18 protein-coding genes are annotated in these 21659 nt (G+C 37.7%); 3 read left to right on the forward strand and 15 right to left on the reverse strand.

Going from position 1 to position 21659, the window contains the following annotated elements; translation table 11 throughout:
* Window positions 1-213: 213 nt before the first annotated feature.
* Genes COD92_RS25495 through COD92_RS25505 form a run of 3 tightly spaced genes read right to left on the reverse strand, consistent with a single transcriptional unit; the run spans window position 214 to window position 3220 of the window.
* A complete protein-coding gene (locus COD92_RS25495) occupies window positions 214-1404 on the reverse strand; it encodes an acyl-CoA dehydrogenase family protein (protein WP_098530152.1) in 1191 nt (396 codons plus the stop codon).
* Between the two features lie 32 nt (window positions 1405-1436).
* A complete protein-coding gene (locus tag COD92_RS25500; protein WP_098530151.1) occupies window positions 1437-2264 on the reverse strand; it encodes an alpha/beta fold hydrolase in 828 nt (275 codons plus the stop codon).
* Between the two features lie 11 nt (window positions 2265-2275).
* A complete protein-coding gene (locus COD92_RS25505; RefSeq protein WP_098530150.1) occupies window positions 2276-3220 on the reverse strand; it encodes a VOC family protein in 945 nt (314 codons plus the stop codon).
* Window positions 3221-3453: 233 nt separating this feature from the next.
* On the opposite strand from COD92_RS25505, the gene COD92_RS25510 reads away from it, so the two are divergent.
* Window positions 3454-5292 (forward strand): V4R domain-containing protein, encoded by a 1839-nt coding sequence (locus tag COD92_RS25510; RefSeq protein ID WP_098530149.1) that lies wholly within the window; start codon window positions 3454-3456, stop codon window positions 5290-5292.
* Window positions 5293-5468: 176 nt separating this feature from the next.
* Here the strand turns inward: COD92_RS25510 and COD92_RS25515 are convergent, their stop codons facing one another.
* From COD92_RS25515 to COD92_RS25530, 4 genes are read right to left on the reverse strand one after another with little or no spacing between them, the layout of a single operon-like run.
* Complete coding sequence (locus COD92_RS25515; RefSeq protein WP_098530148.1) at window positions 5469-6263, reverse strand: XdhC family protein; 795 nt, start codon at window positions 6261-6263, stop codon at window positions 5469-5471.
* Between the two features lie 26 nt (window positions 6264-6289).
* A complete protein-coding gene (locus COD92_RS25520) occupies window positions 6290-7159 on the reverse strand; it encodes an FAD binding domain-containing protein (RefSeq protein ID WP_098530147.1) in 870 nt (289 codons plus the stop codon).
* Window positions 7144-7620 carry a (2Fe-2S)-binding protein gene (locus COD92_RS25525; protein WP_098530146.1) on the reverse strand — a complete coding sequence of 159 codons (477 nt, stop codon included), beginning with the start codon at window positions 7618-7620 and terminating at the stop codon, window positions 7144-7146. The genes COD92_RS25520 and COD92_RS25525 overlap by 16 nt, the downstream gene beginning before the upstream one ends.
* The gene (locus COD92_RS25530) at window positions 7617-9779 is read right to left on the reverse strand and encodes a xanthine dehydrogenase family protein molybdopterin-binding subunit (RefSeq protein ID WP_098530145.1); all 2163 of its coding nucleotides are present in this window, start codon (window positions 9777-9779) and stop codon (window positions 7617-7619) included. Before COD92_RS25530 ends, COD92_RS25525 begins: the two co-directional genes overlap by 4 nt.
* 390 nt (window positions 9780-10169) lie before the next feature.
* Between COD92_RS25530 and infC the strand changes: the two genes are divergently transcribed.
* Window positions 10170-10676 carry a translation initiation factor IF-3 gene (gene infC, locus COD92_RS25535; RefSeq protein ID WP_141561141.1) on the forward strand — a complete coding sequence of 169 codons (507 nt, stop codon included), beginning with the start codon at window positions 10170-10172 and terminating at the stop codon, window positions 10674-10676.
* A 142-nt stretch (window positions 10677-10818) separates the two neighbouring features.
* On the opposite strand, the gene COD92_RS25540 is transcribed toward infC, so the two are convergent.
* Window positions 10819-13245 carry a putative bifunctional diguanylate cyclase/phosphodiesterase gene (locus COD92_RS25540; RefSeq protein ID WP_098530143.1) on the reverse strand — a complete coding sequence of 809 codons (2427 nt, stop codon included), beginning with the start codon at window positions 13243-13245 and terminating at the stop codon, window positions 10819-10821.
* Window positions 13246-13255: 10 nt separating this feature from the next.
* Window positions 13256-14437: a beta-ketoacyl synthase N-terminal-like domain-containing protein gene (locus tag COD92_RS25545; protein WP_098530142.1), complete on the reverse strand. Its 1182-nt coding sequence runs from the start codon at window positions 14435-14437 to the stop codon at window positions 13256-13258.
* 478 nt (window positions 14438-14915) lie between these two features.
* On the opposite strand from COD92_RS25545, the gene COD92_RS25550 reads away from it, so the two are divergent.
* Window positions 14916-15131: a hypothetical protein gene (locus tag COD92_RS25550; RefSeq protein ID WP_098530141.1), complete on the forward strand. Its 216-nt coding sequence runs from the start codon at window positions 14916-14918 to the stop codon at window positions 15129-15131.
* Between the two features lie 224 nt (window positions 15132-15355).
* On the opposite strand, the gene COD92_RS25555 is transcribed toward COD92_RS25550, so the two are convergent.
* The 6 genes from COD92_RS25555 to COD92_RS25580 all read right to left on the reverse strand — a co-directional run bounded on the left by COD92_RS25555 (window position 15356) and on the right by COD92_RS25580 (window position 21358).
* Window positions 15356-15787, reverse strand: coding sequence for a VOC family protein (locus tag COD92_RS25555; protein ID WP_098530140.1), 432 nt, complete (start codon window positions 15785-15787; stop codon window positions 15356-15358).
* 212 nt (window positions 15788-15999) lie between these two features.
* Window positions 16000-16602, reverse strand: a complete 603-nt coding sequence (locus COD92_RS25560) for a hypothetical protein (protein WP_098530139.1) — start codon at window positions 16600-16602, stop codon at window positions 16000-16002.
* A gap of 82 nt (window positions 16603-16684) precedes the next feature.
* The gene (locus COD92_RS25565; RefSeq protein WP_176541186.1) at window positions 16685-17014 is read right to left on the reverse strand and encodes an acyltransferase family protein; all 330 of its coding nucleotides are present in this window, start codon (window positions 17012-17014) and stop codon (window positions 16685-16687) included.
* A 422-nt stretch (window positions 17015-17436) separates the two neighbouring features.
* Entirely contained in the window at window positions 17437-17820 is a 384-nt protein-coding gene (locus tag COD92_RS25570; RefSeq protein ID WP_098530137.1) for a VOC family protein, read from the reverse strand.
* 54 nt (window positions 17821-17874) lie between these two features.
* The gene (gene ppsA, locus COD92_RS25575) at window positions 17875-20475 is read right to left on the reverse strand and encodes a phosphoenolpyruvate synthase (RefSeq protein ID WP_098530136.1); all 2601 of its coding nucleotides are present in this window, start codon (window positions 20473-20475) and stop codon (window positions 17875-17877) included.
* 469 nt (window positions 20476-20944) lie between these two features.
* Window positions 20945-21358 carry a nuclear transport factor 2 family protein gene (locus tag COD92_RS25580; protein WP_218011275.1) on the reverse strand — a complete coding sequence of 138 codons (414 nt, stop codon included), beginning with the start codon at window positions 21356-21358 and terminating at the stop codon, window positions 20945-20947.
* Between the last annotated feature and the right edge of the window lie 301 nt (window positions 21359-21659).

Consider the following 21659-nt stretch of genomic DNA (forward strand, 5'->3'; position numbering starts at 1 on the left):
ATAAGTCGCTGTCAAATAGCAGTAGAGCTTATTTTTTCTCCTAGATAATCCACACACTCAACCTCGGAAAATTCTACCTATTGAATCAGATGGACAGATATTCATTATAAATATGATTTCTTAAAATGTAAGTTGATGTTTTAAATAAAACAGAATTAGAGCAATTCTGCTCTAATTCTTTTATTACTTCAATAGATTAATAAGTAACGCCTATTAACCCCAACCAATACCTTGATAGCCATATAAATTGCGACCATAAGTGTAAACAGCATCCTCATACAAAGAAGTAACATGTGTGGCAACTGCAATAATGTCACGTACAAATACTTCAATCGTGTCATTCTTTGTTAGAGATGCCCCGCCAAGTGATACCATTACTGTCGTAGCAATATCCTGACAAATTTTGATGATTTCCGCACGAACTGCAGAAAACTCACCTTTTTCATAAGGACCTTCTGTTTCATACGTCGCTAATAAATCGTAATAGTGATCCATTAATCCATTCGCTTTTTTATATTGAAGCATAAGCTGAGCTAGAATTCGTTGACTACGTGGAGAATCTTTTTCATTCTCCCCATGGAGACGGACTCGGGCTGCTGTTCTCTGCTTATACTCATCGATTAAACGTTTGGCTCCACCTAATGCCATATTCGGGAATCCAAGATAGAATGCTGAAAAGTATGGCACATGATAATATGGATAGTCTGGATCATAATTAGAACCCACTGGCGGACGACGTGTATCATTCGCAACCTCAAGTCTTAAAACGCGCCTTCTTGGAATAAATACATCCGATGCAACTACCTGGTTACTACCTGAACCACGTAAACCAAATGTATCCCAGTTTTCATTTACTTGGACTTCTTCTTTACGCATGAATCCCATGATAAATTCAGGACGATCCCCTTCAGGTAATTGAGCAAATGCCCCTAAACCAATCCATTCTGCAAACGCAACACCACTTGTATAGTTATAAGTACCAGTTAACCGAATTCCGCCATCTACAACAGTTACTTGTCCAACAGGTGCGAAAACATCAACGATTAAACCGCCTGATTTTATCATTTCATCTCTACCTTGTTGTGGAAGGTGTGATGGTAAAGAGTTGTGTAATGGGAAGAAATAGCTTACCCACGCAGCAGAGATATTATGGTACGCAATTGTGCGTACAATTTCTCCTAGGCCACGTAATGATATTTGTGGTCCTCCGTATTCTTTTGGAAGCATTGCACGTGTAATACCTGCTTCAATCAACTTATTAACAAAGTTTTGAGAAACAGATGCAATTAGTTCTGAAGTTACTAATTCTGATTCAGCTAGTTTGCCAGCTTCACGAGCTTTTTCAATCAATTCTAACTCTGTTTCAGTAAACCGCTTATTCAATACTTGCCCTTGAACTGTCATATATGAGCCCCCATTCTGTTTTGTTTTTATTATTAAAAGAATTCTCTCACTGCTGATAAAAACTCGTTCTTTTTCTCTACCTGAATCCAATGTCCACATTGAGTAAATAATCGTAATTGAGCATTTGGCAGGTAGTTCATCATAGCAAGGCTGCTCTCCTTCGCAACAAAACGGTCATTATAGCCATGCAACAGTATAAATGGTTGTTGCATTTGTTTTAAGGCATTTGGTGGAATAATGGCCTCACCTGGTCCAGGGAACATATTATGATTATATGATTCTCTAATTTCTGGTCTTTGCACCATTTCATAACGGATTTTTAAAATATCATCTAAGGAATCCTGTATCAATGACGAATCATGCACGAACCATGTAGTAAGGTTACGTAAGTTTTCGAAAGTCGGATTTTTATAAAAACCAACCATACGTAAAATTTCAGCCGTTGGTGGAGCGTCTCCACCTGCACTTCCCATTAACATTACTTTTTTAACTCTTTCTGGTGCATGTAGTACAACATTTAAAGTTACATAACCACCCATAGAGTTCCCAATTAGATTAAATTCATGGATATTCTTTTTATCTAATAGCTCAAGAACTTGGTCCACTCGACATTGAGTCCATTCCCAAAAGGTTTTAGGATGGATGTCTGGATGCTCGGTATGACCAAAACCATACATATCTGGTGCAATGACATGATATTCTTCTGAAAGTTCATTAAGGATATACTGCCAATTGCTAATAGAATTGGCTCCTGGTCCTGATCCATGTAAAAATACAAGAACCTCTTTATTTTCTGTTCCGGTCTCACAATAAAAAGTTCGATAATTTCCTGTATCAAGAATTTCTGTTTGATATACCACGTTGACACCTCCTAGGCTTCAGTTGATTCTTCATTGCCAATAACTGCATCTTGTCCCCAATAAGTTAAACCAACTTTTAAATCCTCTGGAGTCCATTGAACAGGCTCCCAGTCTGGTTCAAAAATTAAATAACTTCCTGAAAACAGTTCGATACGGTGATTACTTCCTGGATCTTTAACATATAAGTAAATCGCTTGAGAAATACCATGTTTCCCTGGACCAACAAACTCGATGCCATACTCACTTAAAATATCAGCTGCTCGTAAAATGTCTTGTGCATTATCGAACCAATAAGCAAGGTGGTGCAAACGGTTTGGTGTTTCCGCTTCTGGTTCTGCCATTACCGCGATATCATGTACTAGAGGAGTTACACTTAACCAACCAGCTTGAATAACACCATTTCCTAAATCTACATATTCACGTAATTTAAAGCCTAAATTATCTATTAACCATTTATGAATGACAGCTGGATCTTGAGAAGTAGCTAAATTGACATGGTCGAATCGTCTAGGTGAAGCACCTTTACGCCACGATTTATATACTTGGTTTTTAAGTACAGACTTACGTTCTTGGTCAGGTTTTGTTTTTTCCATCTCATAGTAAATTTCAAATGGATGTTCACTTGGTAATTGGAAACGGATTGCTCTACCTTGTCCAGCTTCAACACCCTTTTCAACCCAAGTTACTTTAGCTCCAGCAGCCTCTAACATTTCAGCAAATTTCCCCACATCCTCAGGACGTTTCGTACGCCATGCAATGTGATCTACTTTTGATTTTCCCCCTTGTGTTAACGACAGTGAATGATGTTCAAAATCTCCCCATGCTCTAAAATAATGTGTACCATTCACTTCCTCTGTTTCTTCAAGACCTAATACTTCAGTGAAGAACCATAGTGATTTCTTTAAATTCGGAGTAATTAATGCTATATGCCCTAACTTTGCAATTTCTGGTAACATAAATACATCCCCCTTGAACAGTTATTGTTTTACAACTTCACTATACAAGAGTTAAAATATTCTGATAACGAACTATCCGTCTGGAAATGAAAACGTTATCAGTATGATTCGTTTGGTTTTTTTATACGAAATTTTTGCTATATAATAATAAATACTATTTACTTGCATTCTATTAGATGAGAATTAGTATTGATAAATTGTTTAATGCGGATTTGTCATAAGGGGGATCATTAATGAGTTCACAAATCGTAACTATCAATAAAACTACCTTTCAATCCGAATATGATATGGATAACATTGTCATGACAAGGGCGATTGTCCATTTACGAAATGAACTATTAAACACCGTCGATGATGAAAAAGCTAGAGAATTAATGTTCGAATATGGCTATGAATTGGGGAAAACAGAAGCCATGTTAATGAAAGAAAAATATTTCAACATAAAGGAACTGATTAACCAAGGTCCTATTTGTCATTGTAAAAAAGGTCATTTTACTGGTTCTATTTTCGAAGGATATATAGAGCTTTACGGGGATGATACGATTAAAACGATTCAAGGAACTGGAACATGGCAGCAATCATTTGAGGCGTTGGAGCATTTAAAACAATTTGGCCAAAGCGACAAACCAGTTTGCGACATACTTATTGGATTTGCCTCAGGTTATATGAGTACGGTTTGTCAATTTAAAGTGAATGTTGTGGAAAAAACTTGTGTTGGAAAAGGTGATGAAAATTGCACTTGGGATATATATACAGTGCAACCGTTAGTAGAAAAATCTTCTAATGATCATACACAGGGGAAGAACTTCGATTTAATCGAATTAAGTAATATTCAAATCAAATTAATTCAATCTATAACAGATGGTGCTTCTATTGAGGAGGTTCTCCAACGAGCATTCCTTGCTTTTGATCGCAAATTTGTTATCGAAGATATCTTTTTTAATGTTGCACATTTTATTGGTCTTGATAAAAATGAGAAAAATCTAATCCAACAAGATATGTATAATTATGATCAGCAGCAGCGTCAACAATTAGGTGCCAATTTCTTTGAGCAACGACAGCAGCTCGCTTTTAACAAAAAAGTAATAACACTTGACCACCACACGCGACTATGTAATACAATCGTTATCCAAAATAAGGTTGTCGCCTATTTATCAATTATAAGCGTTAAAAAAAATTTATTTACATCAAATGATTATTTAATTCTTTCCAAATTCACAAATGTAGTTTCAATCCTCTTATTAGCGAATCAGATTAAGACCAACTCAAGTGAAATGGACGAAAATCGCTTTACACATAATTTAATCAATAAAAAGCACACAAGTTATAATGAGATTCTTTCCAAATCGCGTTTTTTTAACATAGATGTCAATGAAAAGTACACGATTGCAATCTTAAGATGGAACAAGAACATTTCCCCTATTCAACAAGAAATCGAACACTACCTTCAAAAGCAACTCTCGAAATACCGTATATTAATTACCAATAAAGAGTTGGAAACGATCACAATTATTTTCCATCGCCTAAATAATGATGAAGAAGTCGGCTTAATCTTAAAACATCTCTATCAAGTAGTTAGCAAACAATTTCCAAATCATCCTCTACAAATTGGTTATAGCAATATTGGTCATTCTATAAACGAAGCAAATTCACATTATCATGAGGCATCACTTGCACTTTTTTCCGATTCAAAGAATTCAATCGCTGCTTTTCAGAACATTAGTATCCTTTCAATTTTTTTAAATGAATCAAATAGTGATCACATAATACAATTATCAAAGCATAAATTCGCTCCCATCCTTACTTTAAAGGAGCAAAAGAGCAAAGAATTATTACAAACACTTTATGTTTATTTAAATAATAATTTAAAAATCGAAACAACAATGCGTATTTTGAACATTTCTAAAAGCGGCCTCCTATATCGTTTAGATAACATTAAAAACTATTTGGAAACTGACTTAAAAGATCCAAATGAAAACTTCCAATATTTGTTATTGTTAAAAACTATAGAAATCTCCTCCCACAAGATTAATTTAACTGAGGGCGACATCGACTTGAATATTTTATTATAAAATTTCGCGTTTACTAAATTTAAAAATCTAACTATATATACATCATGCAAAACTGACTAACATCAGAAGTACAAACCAAGGCCATGGTTTGTACTTCTCTTGTCGAACGGATAACAGGGTTTTTCTGATAAAAAAACGTTCCTTACAAAATGTAAGAAACGTTGAAAATATTCTACTTATCTATTTAATTGTTTCACTTTCATAGACTTGTTTTCCTTGCTTACTTTGATGATTTCCCCGATAATACTGATGGCAATTTCTTGTGTTGTTTCCGAGCCAATGTCCATTCCGATTGGAGAATGAACCTGCTCCAACTGTTCCTGAGTGACTCCTTCATTTTTTAATTTTTCAAATATGGTTATGACCTTGCGCTTGCTGGCTACCATCCCAACATAAGCAATTGGAAATTGCAGTGCTGTTTTTAAGACCATATCATCACGGTCTTTTGTCACAATCACCACATATGACTTTTCATTTAGGTTGGCTGCAAGCATTGCCTTGCCAATATCCTCGTTCACAAAAAGATTTGTCGCATTAGGAAAGCGTTCCTCCGTACAATACCCGGCGCGATCATCGACGATGCAATAGGGATATTCAAGGGAATCCGCAAGCCTGGCCAATGCATAACCGAGATGACCGGCTCCGGCTATTACTAGTTCAGGCCTGCTGGTATAGACTTCAATAAAGACCCGTAACGTGCCGCCACAACTCATCTGAATTCCGTCTTTTGCATGTCTATTCAATTTATATTCAACGATTTTTGATTGGCCATTTTGTATCGCCTTTACACTGTCTTCGATGATATAATGTTCAGCCAAGCCCCCTCCGACAGTACCTTCAATCGTACCATCACGGTATACAATCATTTTTCCAACATGCCTGGGAGTCGAGCCCTTGGATTCTATTATCATGGCTAAAGCAAAGGTTTCGTTATGACGGTTTAGCATGGCCACTTTTTCCATAAGCAGCATGACAAGCTCCCTCCTTTTTGAAAAAATTAATTCGTTTGAGTTTGCTTCAAGCTAAGAAAATAGCGTAACAGATTTAATGCAACAGTTTTTCTATAGACGGCCGTGGAGCGCTGATCGTCGATTGGACGAATGATCTTATCGAAGTCTGCCACAATCGGAGCAATATCTGAATTTGCTAATGGGATGGATTTTCCAATCAGCTTCTTCTCAATATCAAGGGACCGAACCATCGTAGGCCCGACCGCCCCAAAGGCAAAGCGGACATCCTCGATTCGGGGACCATTTAACCGGATATATCCGGCAAACCCTACCTTGGCAATGGCATCGGCGTTGCGGTTGCCGACTTTCTCAAAAACAACATGAGCACCTTCTTCGAAAACGGACGGCAAGATAATTTCAGCCAAAATTTCATTAGGATGCCGCCCGACCCTTCGTGGACCTTGAATAAAATCGCTAATCGCAACGATGCGATTACCATTTATGGAGCGCAGCAGAAGCCTTGCATTGTATACATATAATAATGGAAGCGTGTCACCGGCTGGAGAGGCGTTACAAATATTGCCGCCTAATGTTCCTCGGTTTCGGATGGCAGGGGCCGCAATGGTTTTAATGGCGTTCTTTAAGGCAAAAGGTATTAAGGGATGTTCAAGTAATTCACTATACGTACAGCAGGCCCCGATGTGGAGATCCTTGTTATCTTGATAAATCTGCTTTAGCTCGGAAAGATGATCAATAAAAACAATCGGTCTAGGGATCTTCGGTGGTACTCCCCTTCTGCTTTTGTGAAGAACCATGACATCGGTGCCGCCGGCTATGATGGCGCAATCTTCACTGTTCAATTGGCTCAACGTTTGGTCTAATCGATCGAAGCGGTACGCGGTTATTTTCTCTGCCATATGCCGTCCCCTTTTTTAGCTGCCAGATTAATCGCATCCACAATCATATTGTAGCCCGTACATCGGCACAGATTTCCGGAGATCCCTTCACGAATTTCCTCCTCTGAAGGATGAGGGTTATGGGATAATAAAGCGGCACTAGCCATGACCATTCCAGGAATGCAGTAACCGCATTGCACTCCTCCAGCAATGGAATAGCACTCATCTAAAATCCTAAATTGTTCCGTTTCCATGATCCCTTCGATTGTTTGAATATCGGCCCCCTCAATCGAGCCAATCGGGATCAGGCAGCTGTTTTGCAGGAGGTTATTCACAAAAACACTGCAGGCTCCGCATTCTCCTTCACCGCAGCCTTCCTTTGTACCGATTAACTCAAACTCATCTCTTATTAAATCTAGTAATCTTGTTGTGGCCGGAGCATCCGTTTCTATCGTTCTTCCATTTAGTGTAAATGTAATCAACCTTCTTCACCTTCTTTCATCCAAAGACTTTCCATAATGACTTCCGGTGTAATCGGAATCTGCTGAAAAGAAGTCTGCAGTGCATCCTCGATCGCCGCCTGAACGGCTGGGGCGCCGCCGATTAATGTCAATTCACCTGCGCCCTTCGCTCCGTAGGGACCATCCGCATAGGGATTATCAAAGACCTTGCTTTCGATTGGAACAACGTCCAATGAAGTCGGCGGTCCATAATCCGATATGCTTTTTTGTTGAATTCTTCCTTGATGTGTCGTCATCTTTTCTAGATATCCGTACGCTAATCCTTGAGCTAAACCACCGTCAATTTGGCCTTTCATAATCCGATCATCGATGACCTTTCCAACCTCATAATTGGCGTATACTTTTCCCAGCTTTACATTTCCTGTTAACGTATCCACTTCTACTTCTACGATATTCACGCCCCATGAATAAGCCGGGTAGGCATCTCCAGTGAAGGTTTTTTCGTCCCAAGGTATCATTTCACGGTGAACATACTTCTCTACTACTTCCTGTTCCACCCCTGGTTGCCACTGAGCCTTCAGTTTTTGGGCGGCTCGTACAAGCAATTTTCCGACAATCATGGTCGTCCTAGAGGCTACGGTCGGGCCGGAGTCGGGAACCTCTTTGGTATCGGGATTAGGGAATATAACTCTATCAAACGGGAGGTCGAGTTCTTTGGCCACAATCTTACTAAGAGTCGTATAAATGCCTTGTCCCATATCAGAATTGGAGATTTTTAGCATAACTTTGCCATCCTTTGATTTAACCAGCTTCACTGTTGCTTTAATATGATCTCTCTCGCCACTGCCTGTAAATCCACAGCCGTGGAGGAACAGCGAAGTTCCGATGCCTTTTTTATAGCGATGATTTTGTTGATTATAACGGTGAAATTCCTCCTTTTTCTTTTGGTATTTTGACGTGTTGAGTAAATCCTCAATCATATCTTCTACTAATATTGGGTCACGGAATTTTCCTTTGGTGATGGTGGGGTCTCCTTGTTTGACGAGGTATTTTCGTTTATATTCAAGTGGTTCGGTGTTTGCTAGTTTACTAAGATGTCCGATATGACTTTCGATTCCGGCAAAGCTTTGTGGAGCACCAAAGCCTCTGAAGGCACCGTTTGGAACGGTATTCGTTTTTAAAACATAGCCTTTTGCATGAAAATGTGGAATTTTATAGACACCGGCACTGTTTATTAAGGCACGCTGCAGCACGACAGAGCTTAATCCCGCATTCGCTCCGCCATCCAGAAAAATGTCCACACACATGCTCAAGATATTTCCTTCCTTATCAAGGGCCGTTCGATAGTGGAGTTTGGCCGGATGCCTTTTGGTGGTCACCACCATATCCTCAGAACGGTCGAACACGAGCATGACCGATTTTTTGACTGCTTTTGCCGCAACGGCTACGTGACACGCCATCATCGAGGGAAAATCTTCTTTACCGCCAAAACCACCGCCGGTAGGGCTTTGAACCACTCTGACTTCATCGTCACCACAGGCTAAAGCGCTTAGCAATGCATTTTTTATATAATAAAGACATTGCATGGAACCCTGGACGACGATTTCATCATCCTCATATATGGCGAGCATACCTTGTGGCTCTAAGTAGACATGCTCCTGATAACCTGTATCATATTCTTCTTCAATGATTTGATGGGCTCCCTGCTCGAGCGCTGAAATATTCTCTAAGTTCTCCCCGAATTCATAGTTTGCCATCACCACCCCGGATGATGATTTTTGTTGAATGGCATCGTCCAAGGTATAAATGGCCTGATGCTCTTCAAAATCAACCTTCACTTCATTTAGCAAACTATATAGGGTATCTAGTTCTTCTCCAACGAGCATAAGAATCGGCTCCCCAATATAATTGACCCACTCATTGGCAAAAATAGGCTGATCTTCTTGGATAATTTTCACATAATTAGGTCCAGGAATATGCTCTGCTCCAACGGCTTCATATCCTTCCGGCAGGTTCGGTAAATGAATGGATAGGATTTTTCCATAAGCAATCGGCGACCGAACCAAAACGCCATACACCATATTTTCCACTTTCACGTCACTAATATAAGCCAACTGGCCCGATACTTTCCCTTTATGGTCCTTTTTGGGCACTGAGGTGCTTATGTCTTTTAGCTTCATTCCGGCAACACCCTTCAACTCATTTTTTTATAGCGGACACGTAATAAATAGAAACCTCTTCCTACGATTTTATAAAATAAAGTAGTCTTTTATGATTAATTTTTATTCTAGAATTTCGGTGTTTTTCTTTATATTTTTTAAAATCATTTCGAAACCCTGCAGCTTCCCTGATCTTTTTGTAAATACAAGAAGATAAGCTCAGGAAAGGATTAGATATTTCTAATTCTATTTATCAATATGTGGCGTAAAACTATTTTCTTGAAAAATAGGAATATATCTTATTCTAGTTATAGCGCCCTTCCATCCATAATTTCATAACATATATTGTAATAATGAGTTTAAAATTGGGGCTAGCAATGCCTCATATTGGGGTAATCGTATTTTACCTGATTGGAGGGATTATTTATTAAAAATATTATTATGAACGAAGCGATACAATCAAAAGAAGTAAGACTCGTTTCAGAAAACGGTCAACAAGTTATACCTACCATTCAAGCACTTAAAATGGCAAATGAAATGGGATTAGACCTTATTCAAATCAGTGAATCTAATCCGCCAGTATGTAAGATATTGGATGGTGGAAAATACAAATTTGATTTACAGAAAAAAGAAAAGCTGAGCAAACAGAATCAGCAAACAATAGAAACAAAAGAAATACGTATGTCAATCACAATTGGCGAAAATGACTTTCAAACAAAAGTAAAAAGCGCAATCTCCTTTTTAACCAAAGGTTATCATGTAAAGGTAAGCGTTCGTTTCCGAGGAAGGGAAATCACGCATACAAACATTGGCGAAGAACTCCTCGCAAATTTTTGCCAGGAAGTTAGCCACTTGGTAAAGTCTCAAACAAAAGCGACATTGCAAGGCAGTATATTATCGATAATGTTAAAACCATAAAAATCAAGATCTAAATAAAATATTTAACCTTTGAAAATATGGATTTTTATTGCAATTAATAAAAATAATGGACATTCATAAAATTATACTATTTAGAAAATGGAAAGGGCGAACAGTTTAAAATACTGTGCGCCCTCTCTTATTAGATTAATGTAGTTGCAGGTTCATTGTGTTGCTCTAGAAAGCTTCTTTCAAATTCTTCATCCGTTATCGGAGGACTGAACAGATATCCCTGTACAATAATACAGCCATTTGCTTTTAAGAATTTTAACTCCTCTTCAGTCTCTACTCCTTCCGCAATCACATCAAGATTTAAATTATTGGCCATTGAAATAATGGTTTTTACAATTGCCCGATTTTCAGAATTGCTTGTAATATCTCTTACAAAGGAACGGTCAATTTTTAGATTATTAATTGGAAACTTTTTCAGATAACTTAATGAGGAATATCCTGTTCCAAAATCATCTATTGAAATCGATATCCCCATTGCCCTTAACTCATTCAGCGTGGAAATCACAGAATCGATGTTCGCCATCGAAATACTCTCCGTTATTTCTAAATCTAGATATTGAGCGTCAAGTTTTGTTTCTTCTAAGATATTTATAACAGATTCTACAAAGTTCCCGTCATAAAATTGCCGCATTGAGATATTTACGGATACTGATATAGGAGTGTACCCCATATCTTGCCAAATCTTATTTTGAATACATGCTGATTTCAGAACCCATTCACCTAGTGGTAATATGATTCCAGTTTCTTCTGCTAAAGGTATAAATTCAGCAGGTGAAATCATTCCTAATTCAGAACTCTCCCATCTTAATAATGCTTCCATACCAATGATGCTGTTCGTTTCAATATCCATTTTTGGTTGATAAACTATTTTAAGTTCATTAGAATGTAATGCTTTTCGCAGAGCTTTTTCTAATACCATTTTCTTCTGATAATCATCATTCATCTCCTGCGTAAAGAAGGAATAAGAATTTCTTCCTGATTCTTTGGAGGAATACATTGCAATATCTGCATTTTTAATTAAAACATCTGGATGATCACCATCCGTTGGATACATACTGATCCCCAAACTGGAAGTGACAAATAGTTCATGATCTTTTAGAGTAAATGATTTCTTAAATATATTTAACAATCTTTTTACAAAGAGGGTTGTTTCATCCTTCGTTACACTAAATAAAATAAAGGTAAACTCGTCACCGCCGAGTCTATAAACTGAAAAATCGGTCACCCTTTTATCATCCGCTTTACTTAACCGTTCTGCTACTTTCTTTAATAGAAGATCTCCATTTTCATGATTGAGGGTGTCATTAATAATTTTAAAACGATCTAAATCTAAAAAAATGACCGCTATACTTTCTTGATTGAGTTTTGCTAATTTAATTCGTTCGATTAAATCCTGATGAAATGCCCGCCGATTAGGTAATCCGGTGAGAGGATCATGAAGAGCTTCCCACTCTCTCTTTTTTTCATTGATTTTCCGTTGTGTAATATCAGTTGCTACACTAAGAACTTGCTTATCTCCAGTTGAAATGATGGGCAGCTTTACGGTTTGTATCCACCTTTTATTTCCTTGTGAATCAATGATTTCATTTTCCGGTATATGCTTTTCTACTAAGGTGGATAATACCTGATGATCTAAACTAATATTCTGTTTTGCCATATCCAAATCAGGATTATAATCCATCTCAAAATTTCCGATAAGTTCTTCGGAATTCACCCCAAATAGTAAACCATAAGCTTGATTGGTTAATGTATATTTTCCATCCTGACTTTTGGCATAGATATAGCTGGGATTCATATCGATGATTTTATGAAGAAATTCTTTTTGATCTAAAAGTGCATTATTCATCTTAGCAATGATCTTTTGGTGCATTCTAATAACAGGGATGAGGATCCCAATGGATAAAAATAAAACAGCGATACTGCTTGGTAATAATAGATAGCTTTTAATCATATTTAAGATTCCAATACAATATCCTACTGTTGCAATGATAATAAAGTAATGGACAAACGTTTTGGTTTCAGAATCCTTCAGGTTTTTACTTAATGCAAGGGATAATACGGTGATAATAATGAATATTAATAAATTAAAGTTAAAGATCCATGACAAATCTCCATAGACTGGGTATAAGAAACTTACCTTTATTAATCCCTGCGGTTTTACTAACTCAAAGCTTTGAATTCCTTTGTGACTCCATCCAATCAAGTAGACAAAGGTTGACCATATATATAGAATGACTACAGTAAATTTATTCACTGCATATTTTACCATTCTAGATTCAACCATTTGTGTTTGGTTTATCGCCGTATATATAACGGAAAATAAAGTTGGAGCCAACATTATTGAGCCAAAACGAAATAACTTAAATAAAAACTCTATAACGCTATTTGAAAAAAATTCACGAGCATATAAAAAAGAAACATCTATTTGCCAAAACGAGGTAAAAATAAAAAAGAGAAATAAAAGCTTTGATAATTTCGTTTTCCCCAAAATATAGATTGTTGTAATTCCAGCTGCTAAAGGAAATAATGCAAAAGAAATCATTAATAAATAAATCATTGCCTCTTCCTCAATTTCCTTTTGTAATTAATAAACAAGTATTATTTCCGCTAACCCCATGGTTAGTTATTGCAACACTTTCGACATTTTGATACTTCGTCTCAAAGACAATTGGCAAGTCATTAAAACCGTCTCCACTCGTTTTAATTGTTGGTGGAATAAATCCATATTCCATACTTAATAACGAAGAGACGACTTGGATAGCTCCCATTGAGCCAAAGGTATGGCCTGTCATTCCTTTTATGGAAGTAATAGGGACAGAGGACCCAAATAGATTAGTATGAGTAAGGTACTCAATCATATCATTCTGTTTTAATCCAAGCGCTTGACTGTTTACATAGGTGGGAACGCAATCGCCTATTGCACTTTTTAAGGCAGCTGTCATCAAGGTTCCTGTTGTATCGGACATTAACATTGAAAGAGCTTCATTGTTAGAAGCCCCCCCGTTGACTTGCCCCCATATCTTAGCACCTCTTGAATCTGCGTCTTTCTTCCGTTCCATGATAACAACGGCAGAACCCTCTGATTTAACAAAACCCTTATGAGATGTGGAAAAGGGTACCCCAGTTTCTTCAATCTCCACATTTTCGGCAATCGCATCTGTCTTTAAAAATCCATAGGTAATCCAATCCCCTAAAAGAGCATCTGAGCCGCCAACGATACATATATCTGCGTATCCAGCTTCTAAGAATAATTTGCCCATAAGGATCGCGTCTAAGCTTGCCGTACAGCCAGTAGAGATGGTATAAGCCTGTCCATTTATTCCAAGATGCTTAGTGATCCCAGAGGATAATGTATGCGGATCACCGATAGGAACATATTGAATAGGTACTTTTTTAAGGTTATTACCATGGTTAGAGAACTTTTCAACTTCTAGAATACCTCCACCGGATGTACCCATTATGACGGCAACACGTGCAAAATCATCATTTGGTAAGTTGGCCATCTTATAAGCCTCCTCAGCTGCTGCAATTCCCAACCGAGCTGCACGGGGGTACCTTTTATATTTTTGACCAGAGATAATATCCAAATCTTCATGAACTACTCCACATACTATATTAGAGCCGTTATTGCCGCGGCCGTGGAGTATTTCCTGTGTACAGATACCCTGTTCTAAAACGTCTTTAAATTGATCTATATTACGGATACCTGGGGCTTTAACTCCATAACCTGTAATGACAATTTTATCCATAGTTGACCTCGATTATGATAAATTTTATATTAATCTATAAAATTATATTATAAGAGGTAAATCGACAACCAACAACAAATTTCGACATATAGTTCCTTGCTATTTTTCCCAGTTGTAACCATAAAGTTATTACCTATTAAGTAAAGCCCATTAAGTATAAAAAAGAGAATAATGAATACATCGATTTTTTTGATTTACACTTTTTAACGGGTTGCATGGACCGCCCTGCCCTCTTGTAAAGCAATCTTTAATAAAAACATCCGGGAATAAAAAAATGACCACCGTAGTGATCAATAGTGTAGTCCGTTCATTCTTTTACTATCCAGCACCATTCGTTTTACAAGCCCCCTTCTCTTTTACTGACATTTTCTTCTTATTGGACTCTCTATTTCACCATATCGATCAATTTCTCGTTAACTTTTGTTATCATCCGAATTTAACCGTACTTTTGAACATATATAAATAAGAGGTGATTGAAATGGATAAACATCTACAACAGACATTTGATATCCGTTTTTTAAAAATTGGTGGAATGGTCAATGGTGGAGTCTTACAAATTGGTTGTGGAGCTGGTAAAGTCCCACGAGTCCCTCCTATTGCCTATACAACAATAGGAAGTTCATTAGTTGGATTACCAGGAGCCCCTCTAGAATTTGCTGTCCCATTACAAGCAGCAGTAAGGCAGAAATCATAAACTACTTGCTTTCTATATTTTTATTTTTTTAAGCAAAACTTTTGATAATAGCCTATTGATGGTTATTTTCCTGTTCTACGAAACAAATTTGTACGAAAAAACGGCTAGGGTTACCTCTAGCCGTTTTTCCGCTGCCTCACAATATATTCATGTAAATATCGTTAAGCCTTATTGGAACAAGGCATCCGTTTGTGTGGTACCTAGCACAATGAATCAACCGTATCTTAATCTTCTTTGTTGTAATTTAAAGTATAAGAATTTTGCAGTACGATTCTCCACCCATCCGGATCCTCGATGGTCACTCCTGCATTTTTCCAGTATGGATTTTCAGGTGCAACTTCTTTATATCCCATTAGATTCAATCTTTGCACAATCCTATCTCTAGCATCTTTATCCGGAAAATAGAACACGAGCAAATTATCTTTTGTAGGTGCCAAGCACGGGCTTCCCTCTACATGCTGCGTAAACTCCAAATGGTAACTAGCATCCGGTAATCCTAGCATGATACCGTCATACCCATCGTGTCCTTCAAATGCTCCAATTACCTTTAAGCCAACTCCATCACGATAAAACTCTACTACTTTCTGTAATTGATGAGTAGGTCTTGCAACTCGAAATTGAACAACAGGTAAGTCCTCTGACCAAACCTTTTTCATCACTGCACCTCTTTAAATAAAAATTGTTGTAATACTCCCTGACAGTTACTACCCTTGTACAATTTTTCACCCAAATCTATTAATGTTTGTGGCTGCTTTCTTTGATCTAATAGGAGTTTTGATTTTCACCCCAAATATCCATCTTGTGAACGTAGTCTGCTTGATGATGAATTCATATATTATTACTGAAATCATAAAGGTTATAGCCATAATCAATAAATATTCCTGCCAAAACCGATTTTTAATTTTAGTATAAAATACCCTCCTACAACAAGGATACTTTGGTGAATAATATAAATTGGAAAAGATGCCTCATTCATATACGGGACGAGCTTATGTGAGAAATTCAAAAACTTATTTCCATACCCAAGGATCACAATTAAAGTTAACCAAGTATTTAGTGATCTTAAGAATGCCTTGAAGATATCTATCGGAGAAAAACTTGTTGAATCCAGCGAATGATATAAAATGATTTCCCAAACAGGTACTAGGATTAGAATGACAATTAATGCAGGGAAACGGTATTTGTTAAACATTTTTTGGTAATTGGGATGGCTAGCTGTGACAAATCCCATGATTAAAAAAGCTATGAAATAAAAAGGATTTTGTCCTCCTGGTGCAGGCAAAGGCTGTGTCGCTGCTAAAATGATAAAAAACAAGATATACACATAGGGTTTGCTGAAAATCGAATGGACTTTTTCAAACCCGGATGTGCCATTTTTATTTTTCATATAAATAAATAATGGCAGCGCTAATAAACGATAAAACAAATAAATAAAGAATGAACCACAAATGGGCAGGGGTAAATGAACCAAAGTATCCTGACAAATCACTAAAATCCAAAAAGTAGTTTTTCAAGAAAGTAGAATAATTGCCAGATGATTCACCACTGTGCTGTTATAATGAAAAATATCCCTGTGGTGGAACAATAAATAACAAACCAAAAATAAATGGTATTAGCAATCTAGATATCCGGTCCTTCAGATACTGCTGATATGATCTATGCTGCAAGGCATACCAGGTTGATGAACCTGCAAGCCAAAATAATAATGGCATAAACCAGTAGCTAGTAGAAGCTATAAACCAGCTTAACCCCCAGCTTAAAACATTACTCTTCACATAGAATGGATCCCAATGGTCGAATAACCTTGCTGAATGGAATGGGAACAATAATAAGATCCCCAAATTCCTCAACCAATCAATATCATATCTTCGATTTGGCTTCATCAAATTTCCCCTTTTAAAATGACTCTTAAAAATTACTTTTCCCTTCATATTATGTAACATAATTTAGTAGGTATTTAGTCACTTTTATGAATATATTACCATTTAAAGGGTTTTATTACCATGTGATTTTTTAATAGTTGGCTAGCTTAATATAACATCGATTATTCAATTCCGATTTATTTTTGCGCTGGCAGATTCGATTTCAACACCCTTCTCAACTGGTGGAAGAGTATTTCCATCGTATCCATGCACCTGTAAAGGAACTGATTTGGTTTGAGAATTCCGGACATTGTCCTCTGTCTGAAGAACATGAAAAATTTAATGAGGTGTTGTGTCATATAAAAAAAGCTGTCGGCTAAGACAGCTTTTTTGCACGCTACTATTTCCTCAAGTCGTCAGAACTAGGTTAATTCGTCATGAAGTTACTTCTGCACTATTTGAATAAGGTTGCCGCATGTATCGTCTAAGACAGCTATTGTGACTTCTCCCATTTTTGTCGGTTCCATAGTAAACCTCACGCCTTTTTCCATTAATCGCTCGTACTCTTTGTGAACATCTGCAACGCCAAACATTGTTGCTGGGATGCCTTCAGCAAATATCTTGTTTTGATACTCCTTTGCGGCAGGATGGGCATTCGGTTCGAGTAAAAGCTCGGTACCATCTTGATTATCGGGAGACACAAGCGTTATCCATCTAAATTCTCCGACGGGAACGTCCTCCTTTTTTACAAACCCCAGCTTTTCTGAATAAAACTCCAGTGCCTTGTCTTGATCTTGTACGAATATACTGGTAACAATGATGTTCAAAATACTTTTGCCTCCTTTGATATTTTTGAAGCATAACTGTAAGGTATTAAGCAATTACAAAATTTCAATATATCCTTCTGTTCCATGCACGCGAATTCGTTGCCCATCTTTTATCAGTTTGGTCGCATTTTCCACCCCGACAACTGCGGGTAAGCCATATTCACGTGCGATCACTGCTCCATGAGTCATCAGCCCACCCACTTCGGTGACTAGACCTTTTATCGATACAAACAGCGGTGTCCAGCTAGGGTCAGTAAAGGAGGTGACTAATATGTCTCCCTCTTCTAGATTAGCATCTTCCATGTTTAAGATGACACGCGCTCGTCCCTCTATAACTCCTGCAGAAACAGGCAGCCCTACAATCGCTTCGGCTGGGAGATTTTCTCGTTTGTACTCACCTGCAATGATTTCACCATCAGATGTGATCACACGTGGGAGAGTTAGTTTTTCATATAATTTGTACTCGTCTTTTCGTTTGCTGATAATCTGGTAATCCAGTTGATTGGTGCGTACGACTTCGTGAAGTTCTTCAAAAGTGAGGTAGTATATATCTTCTTTTTCATGAACTACGCCCGCTTTTACGAGTCGTTCGGCTTCTTTCAGTATAGCCTGCTTATAAACGAAGTAGCGATTAACCATGCCGTATTTTGGATATTCACGATAACCGATGAAGTTCCGAATACGATCGATCATTCGTTTTGTCTCTTTGGCCTTTTGTTCACCATCCGGCAATTGCTTCAATCGAACTAATAACTCTTGTTCTTTTTTCAAAGCCTCCTGTTTCCCTTGCTCAAATTTCCGCTTGCCGGCATCAGGCTCAAAGTTTTTGATGTTACTGAGAATCATGGGGACAAGTGTAATTGGTATTTCGCTCCAACGAGTTTTCGTAATATCGATTTCTCCGCTGCACCGCATTCCATATTTGTTGAGATAATCATAGATAGCGTCCCGTGCTTCCTGTCCGCCATTAAACTTAACCAGTTCTTCTAAAAAGTTATCATCTTTTACATGTTGTAAATAATCAATTACTTCTGGATATGGACGAATCACATCTGCGACATCCAATAATGCTAGACCCATTTCCGAAGTAATATTGTTTGGTACAGATTGAGAAAGTATGTCTGCTACGTTTTTTTCACCTAACCACTCCATCATTTTTTCATTGATCCAATGTGAAGCATTTATAGCAGTCATAAAAACAGCTGTACTTTGTGGGTCAAATAAAATCTTCTTTAACTCTTTGATATCTTCCAAAATAAAATCAAATAGATCCGATCCTGATTTCGTTTTAATGTATTGTTTTAACTCTTCTATCGACGTTTGACTGCGCTTAATCAACTCATGAACAATGGTCGCATTGTTTTCGATTTCTTCCGGCATATCTGTATTGTTTCTGTTGGGACTCGGTGCTTTTGGATCATTTGGTAACGATTTTATAAAATCTCCTCGCTCTACAACAGTCGTAAGTGCGTCTTTCATGAGCGGATCGTGTTGTCCCATGGTATTTAATAACATGTTTCTTCTGTCAGGTGAAGCCAGCATAGGTGTGACATCCACAAACAACCTTCCACCAGCTTTACGCATAGGTGCAGGAGTTATTAACAGGTGAAAAGACAATCCCAATGGTTTCATAGGGTCGGTCATCATTTGTTGATGACCAACAGATACATAGACGTGATTTTCTTGATCATTCGCTTCAGGTATGGGGAAAAGCCTCGTGATTGGACGACTCTGGACAATATAAAATGTATCATCAACCAAACACACTTCGATATCTTGCGGACAGCCAAAATAAGTTTCGATCTGTCTTCCGATGCGCGCCAGTTGTAAAATTTGTTGGTCATTAAGTGTTTGAGTCTCTTGCTGATCAGGAGCGATCTCGTGTGTCTCTGTTCCGCCTTCTTTTCGTCCATAGATAGCTAATTTTTTGGTTGCTATCCTCTTATCAACGATTTTCTGTTCCTTTACTTTGTAACAATCGGCAGATACCAAACCAGAGACCAGTGCTTCTCCAAGCCCAAAACTGGCATCGATTGATAGTAACTTTCGGTTGGAAGTAATCGGATCAGCGGTAAATAATATCCCTGAAGCCTGCGGGAAAACCATCCTTTGAACGATAACGGATAAATAAACCTGACTGTGGTCAAATCCATTTTGCATACGGTAGATTACCGCGCGATCCGTAAATAGGGAAGCCCAGCATTTGCTGATATGCTGCAAGATTGATTTTTTGCCGATAATATTTAAATAGGTGTCGTGTTGACCAGCAAAAGAGGCATGTGGTAAATCTTCAGCAGTCGCACTAGAACGCACTGCATATGCATGTTCCTCGCCAAACTGGGAGAGATAGTGAGCAACTGTTTTCACAACATCGGAAGGAATTTCTACTTCTATAATGAGTCTTCGAATCTTCCTGCTGATTTCACCAATTTGATCTCGATCCTCTACTTTTAGCTTTGTTAGTTGATCCAACAATGCTTGAAGCGTTTCGTTTTGTTCGATGGCTTTTTGATATCCCACTGTTGTAACACAAAATCCTTCTGGTACTTGTATTCCTTGAATTTTTGATAATTCCCCTAAATTTAACCCTTTACCGCCAACGAGCAAAAGCTGTGTTTTTTCCATTTCCTGAAAACCGAGCACCAAAGAACTCATCTATATCTCCCCTAACCATTACATTTCTTTTGGTTTCTTTGATATATTTATCCCTCTCAGCAAATCTAGTTTAAGTTCTATTGTATTTTAGCAGTAGCAAATAAGAATAAATAGTCTATATTATCCATTTTTTGTATGTTATAATTAAATTAGGAAGAGTTAGAGTTCAATTCTAAAAAAACAGCTAGATCTTAACCATACAGAAACCTGATAACCCGGTTCATCCCCTCGAAAGTAACTCATATACCTTTTATCCCACAATTAATATGGTTTAATTCAACTTTTTTCCATCTAATTTGTTTATTCCCCCAAAATACCCTGTATTAATATGAGATATCGAGCTCTCATTAAACAAGCCTGCACGAGGGTTTAAGTACAGCTTTTCACAAGCTGCGTGTGAAGAACTGTTTAACTATAATAAAACTAATCGGAGTTCGGATTACCGCGCAGTCCATGTAGTAAATACTAGTTAATTTTCATAATCTGGGTCTAGATAAATGAAAAGTCTATTTATCTTGTAATCCCGTATTTCAAACACGTTACAAAAGCGTCCTGCATGGGTGACTCCGGAACGCCATTCTTTTCCATTGGAAGTAACACCAGAACTTGTACCCTCTACGACAACTGTGTCGCCTTGAAATATATAGTTAAAATAAGCATAGTCGTGGGTGATGGATTTAATTTTTGGACCACTACCACTCTCAAAAAGAAGTTTTTTGAGTTCTTCAATTCCATTTGCAATTCCCATTTTTGGGAAATAAAACTGTGCATCCTCGGCAAATAATTCAAGAAAGGCAGGGTTGCCCTGATCCATTAGTTTAAAGTATTCAAGTGCAACTGACTTACGTTGCTCATTTGTCATCGATTGTTGTGTAATTGCCATAATTAATTCTCCTTTACATTAAATAACTGTATTTTTTCTTAAAATCTGATCTAGGTAGTAGCTACTTAGAAGAAAAGCGTAGGTTACATAACATACGACTCACTCTTATATGGCAGTAAGCCCACCGTCCACTGCGAGCTTAGCCCCGTGGATGTCCCTGAAAACATTCCAGGATCTGAAATCCTTATATTTGAAGATGGAGGACACCTCATGTTTTATGGCCGAAGAGTTCAACGCTGCTGTTGAGTCATTTATTGCTACCTCACAGCAAAAATATGACGAACACTCCAAAACATGAAAG

This window comes from Bacillus sp. AFS037270 (assembly GCF_002585305.1).

What these genes read in the sequence shown, in the direction of transcription:
- COD92_RS25565 (WP_176541186.1), bottom strand. Translation starts at nt 17,014, where the DNA reads ATGAAGCCAAATCGAAGATATGATATTGATTGGTTGAGGAATTTGGGG.
- COD92_RS25515 (WP_098530148.1), bottom strand. Translation starts at nt 6,263, where the DNA reads ATGCTGCTTATGGAAAAAGTGGCCATGCTAAACCGTCATAACGAAACC.
- COD92_RS25495 (WP_098530152.1), bottom strand. Translation starts at nt 1,404, where the DNA reads ATGACAGTTCAAGGGCAAGTATTGAATAAGCGGTTTACTGAAACAGAG.
- ppsA (WP_098530136.1), bottom strand. Translation starts at nt 20,475, where the DNA reads ATGAGTTCTTTGGTGCTCGGTTTTCAGGAAATGGAAAAAACACAGCTT.
- COD92_RS25530 (WP_098530145.1), bottom strand. Translation starts at nt 9,779, where the DNA reads ATGAAGCTAAAAGACATAAGCACCTCAGTGCCCAAAAAGGACCATAAA.
- COD92_RS25555 (WP_098530140.1), bottom strand. Translation starts at nt 15,787, where the DNA reads ATGAAAAAGGTTTGGTCAGAGGACTTACCTGTTGTTCAATTTCGAGTT.
- COD92_RS25510 (WP_098530149.1), top strand. Translation starts at nt 3,454, where the DNA reads ATGAGTTCACAAATCGTAACTATCAATAAAACTACCTTTCAATCCGAA.
- COD92_RS25520 (WP_098530147.1), bottom strand. Translation starts at nt 7,159, where the DNA reads ATGGCAGAGAAAATAACCGCGTACCGCTTCGATCGATTAGACCAAACG.
- COD92_RS25505 (WP_098530150.1), bottom strand. Translation starts at nt 3,220, where the DNA reads ATGTTACCAGAAATTGCAAAGTTAGGGCATATAGCATTAATTACTCCG.
- COD92_RS25580 (WP_218011275.1), bottom strand. Translation starts at nt 21,358, where the DNA reads ATGGCAATTACACAACAATCGATGACAAATGAGCAACGTAAGTCAGTT.
- COD92_RS25540 (WP_098530143.1), bottom strand. Translation starts at nt 13,245, where the DNA reads ATGATTTATTTATTAATGATTTCTTTTGCATTATTTCCTTTAGCAGCT.
- COD92_RS25550 (WP_098530141.1), top strand. Translation starts at nt 14,916, where the DNA reads ATGGATAAACATCTACAACAGACATTTGATATCCGTTTTTTAAAAATT.
- COD92_RS25545 (WP_098530142.1), bottom strand. Translation starts at nt 14,437, where the DNA reads ATGGATAAAATTGTCATTACAGGTTATGGAGTTAAAGCCCCAGGTATC.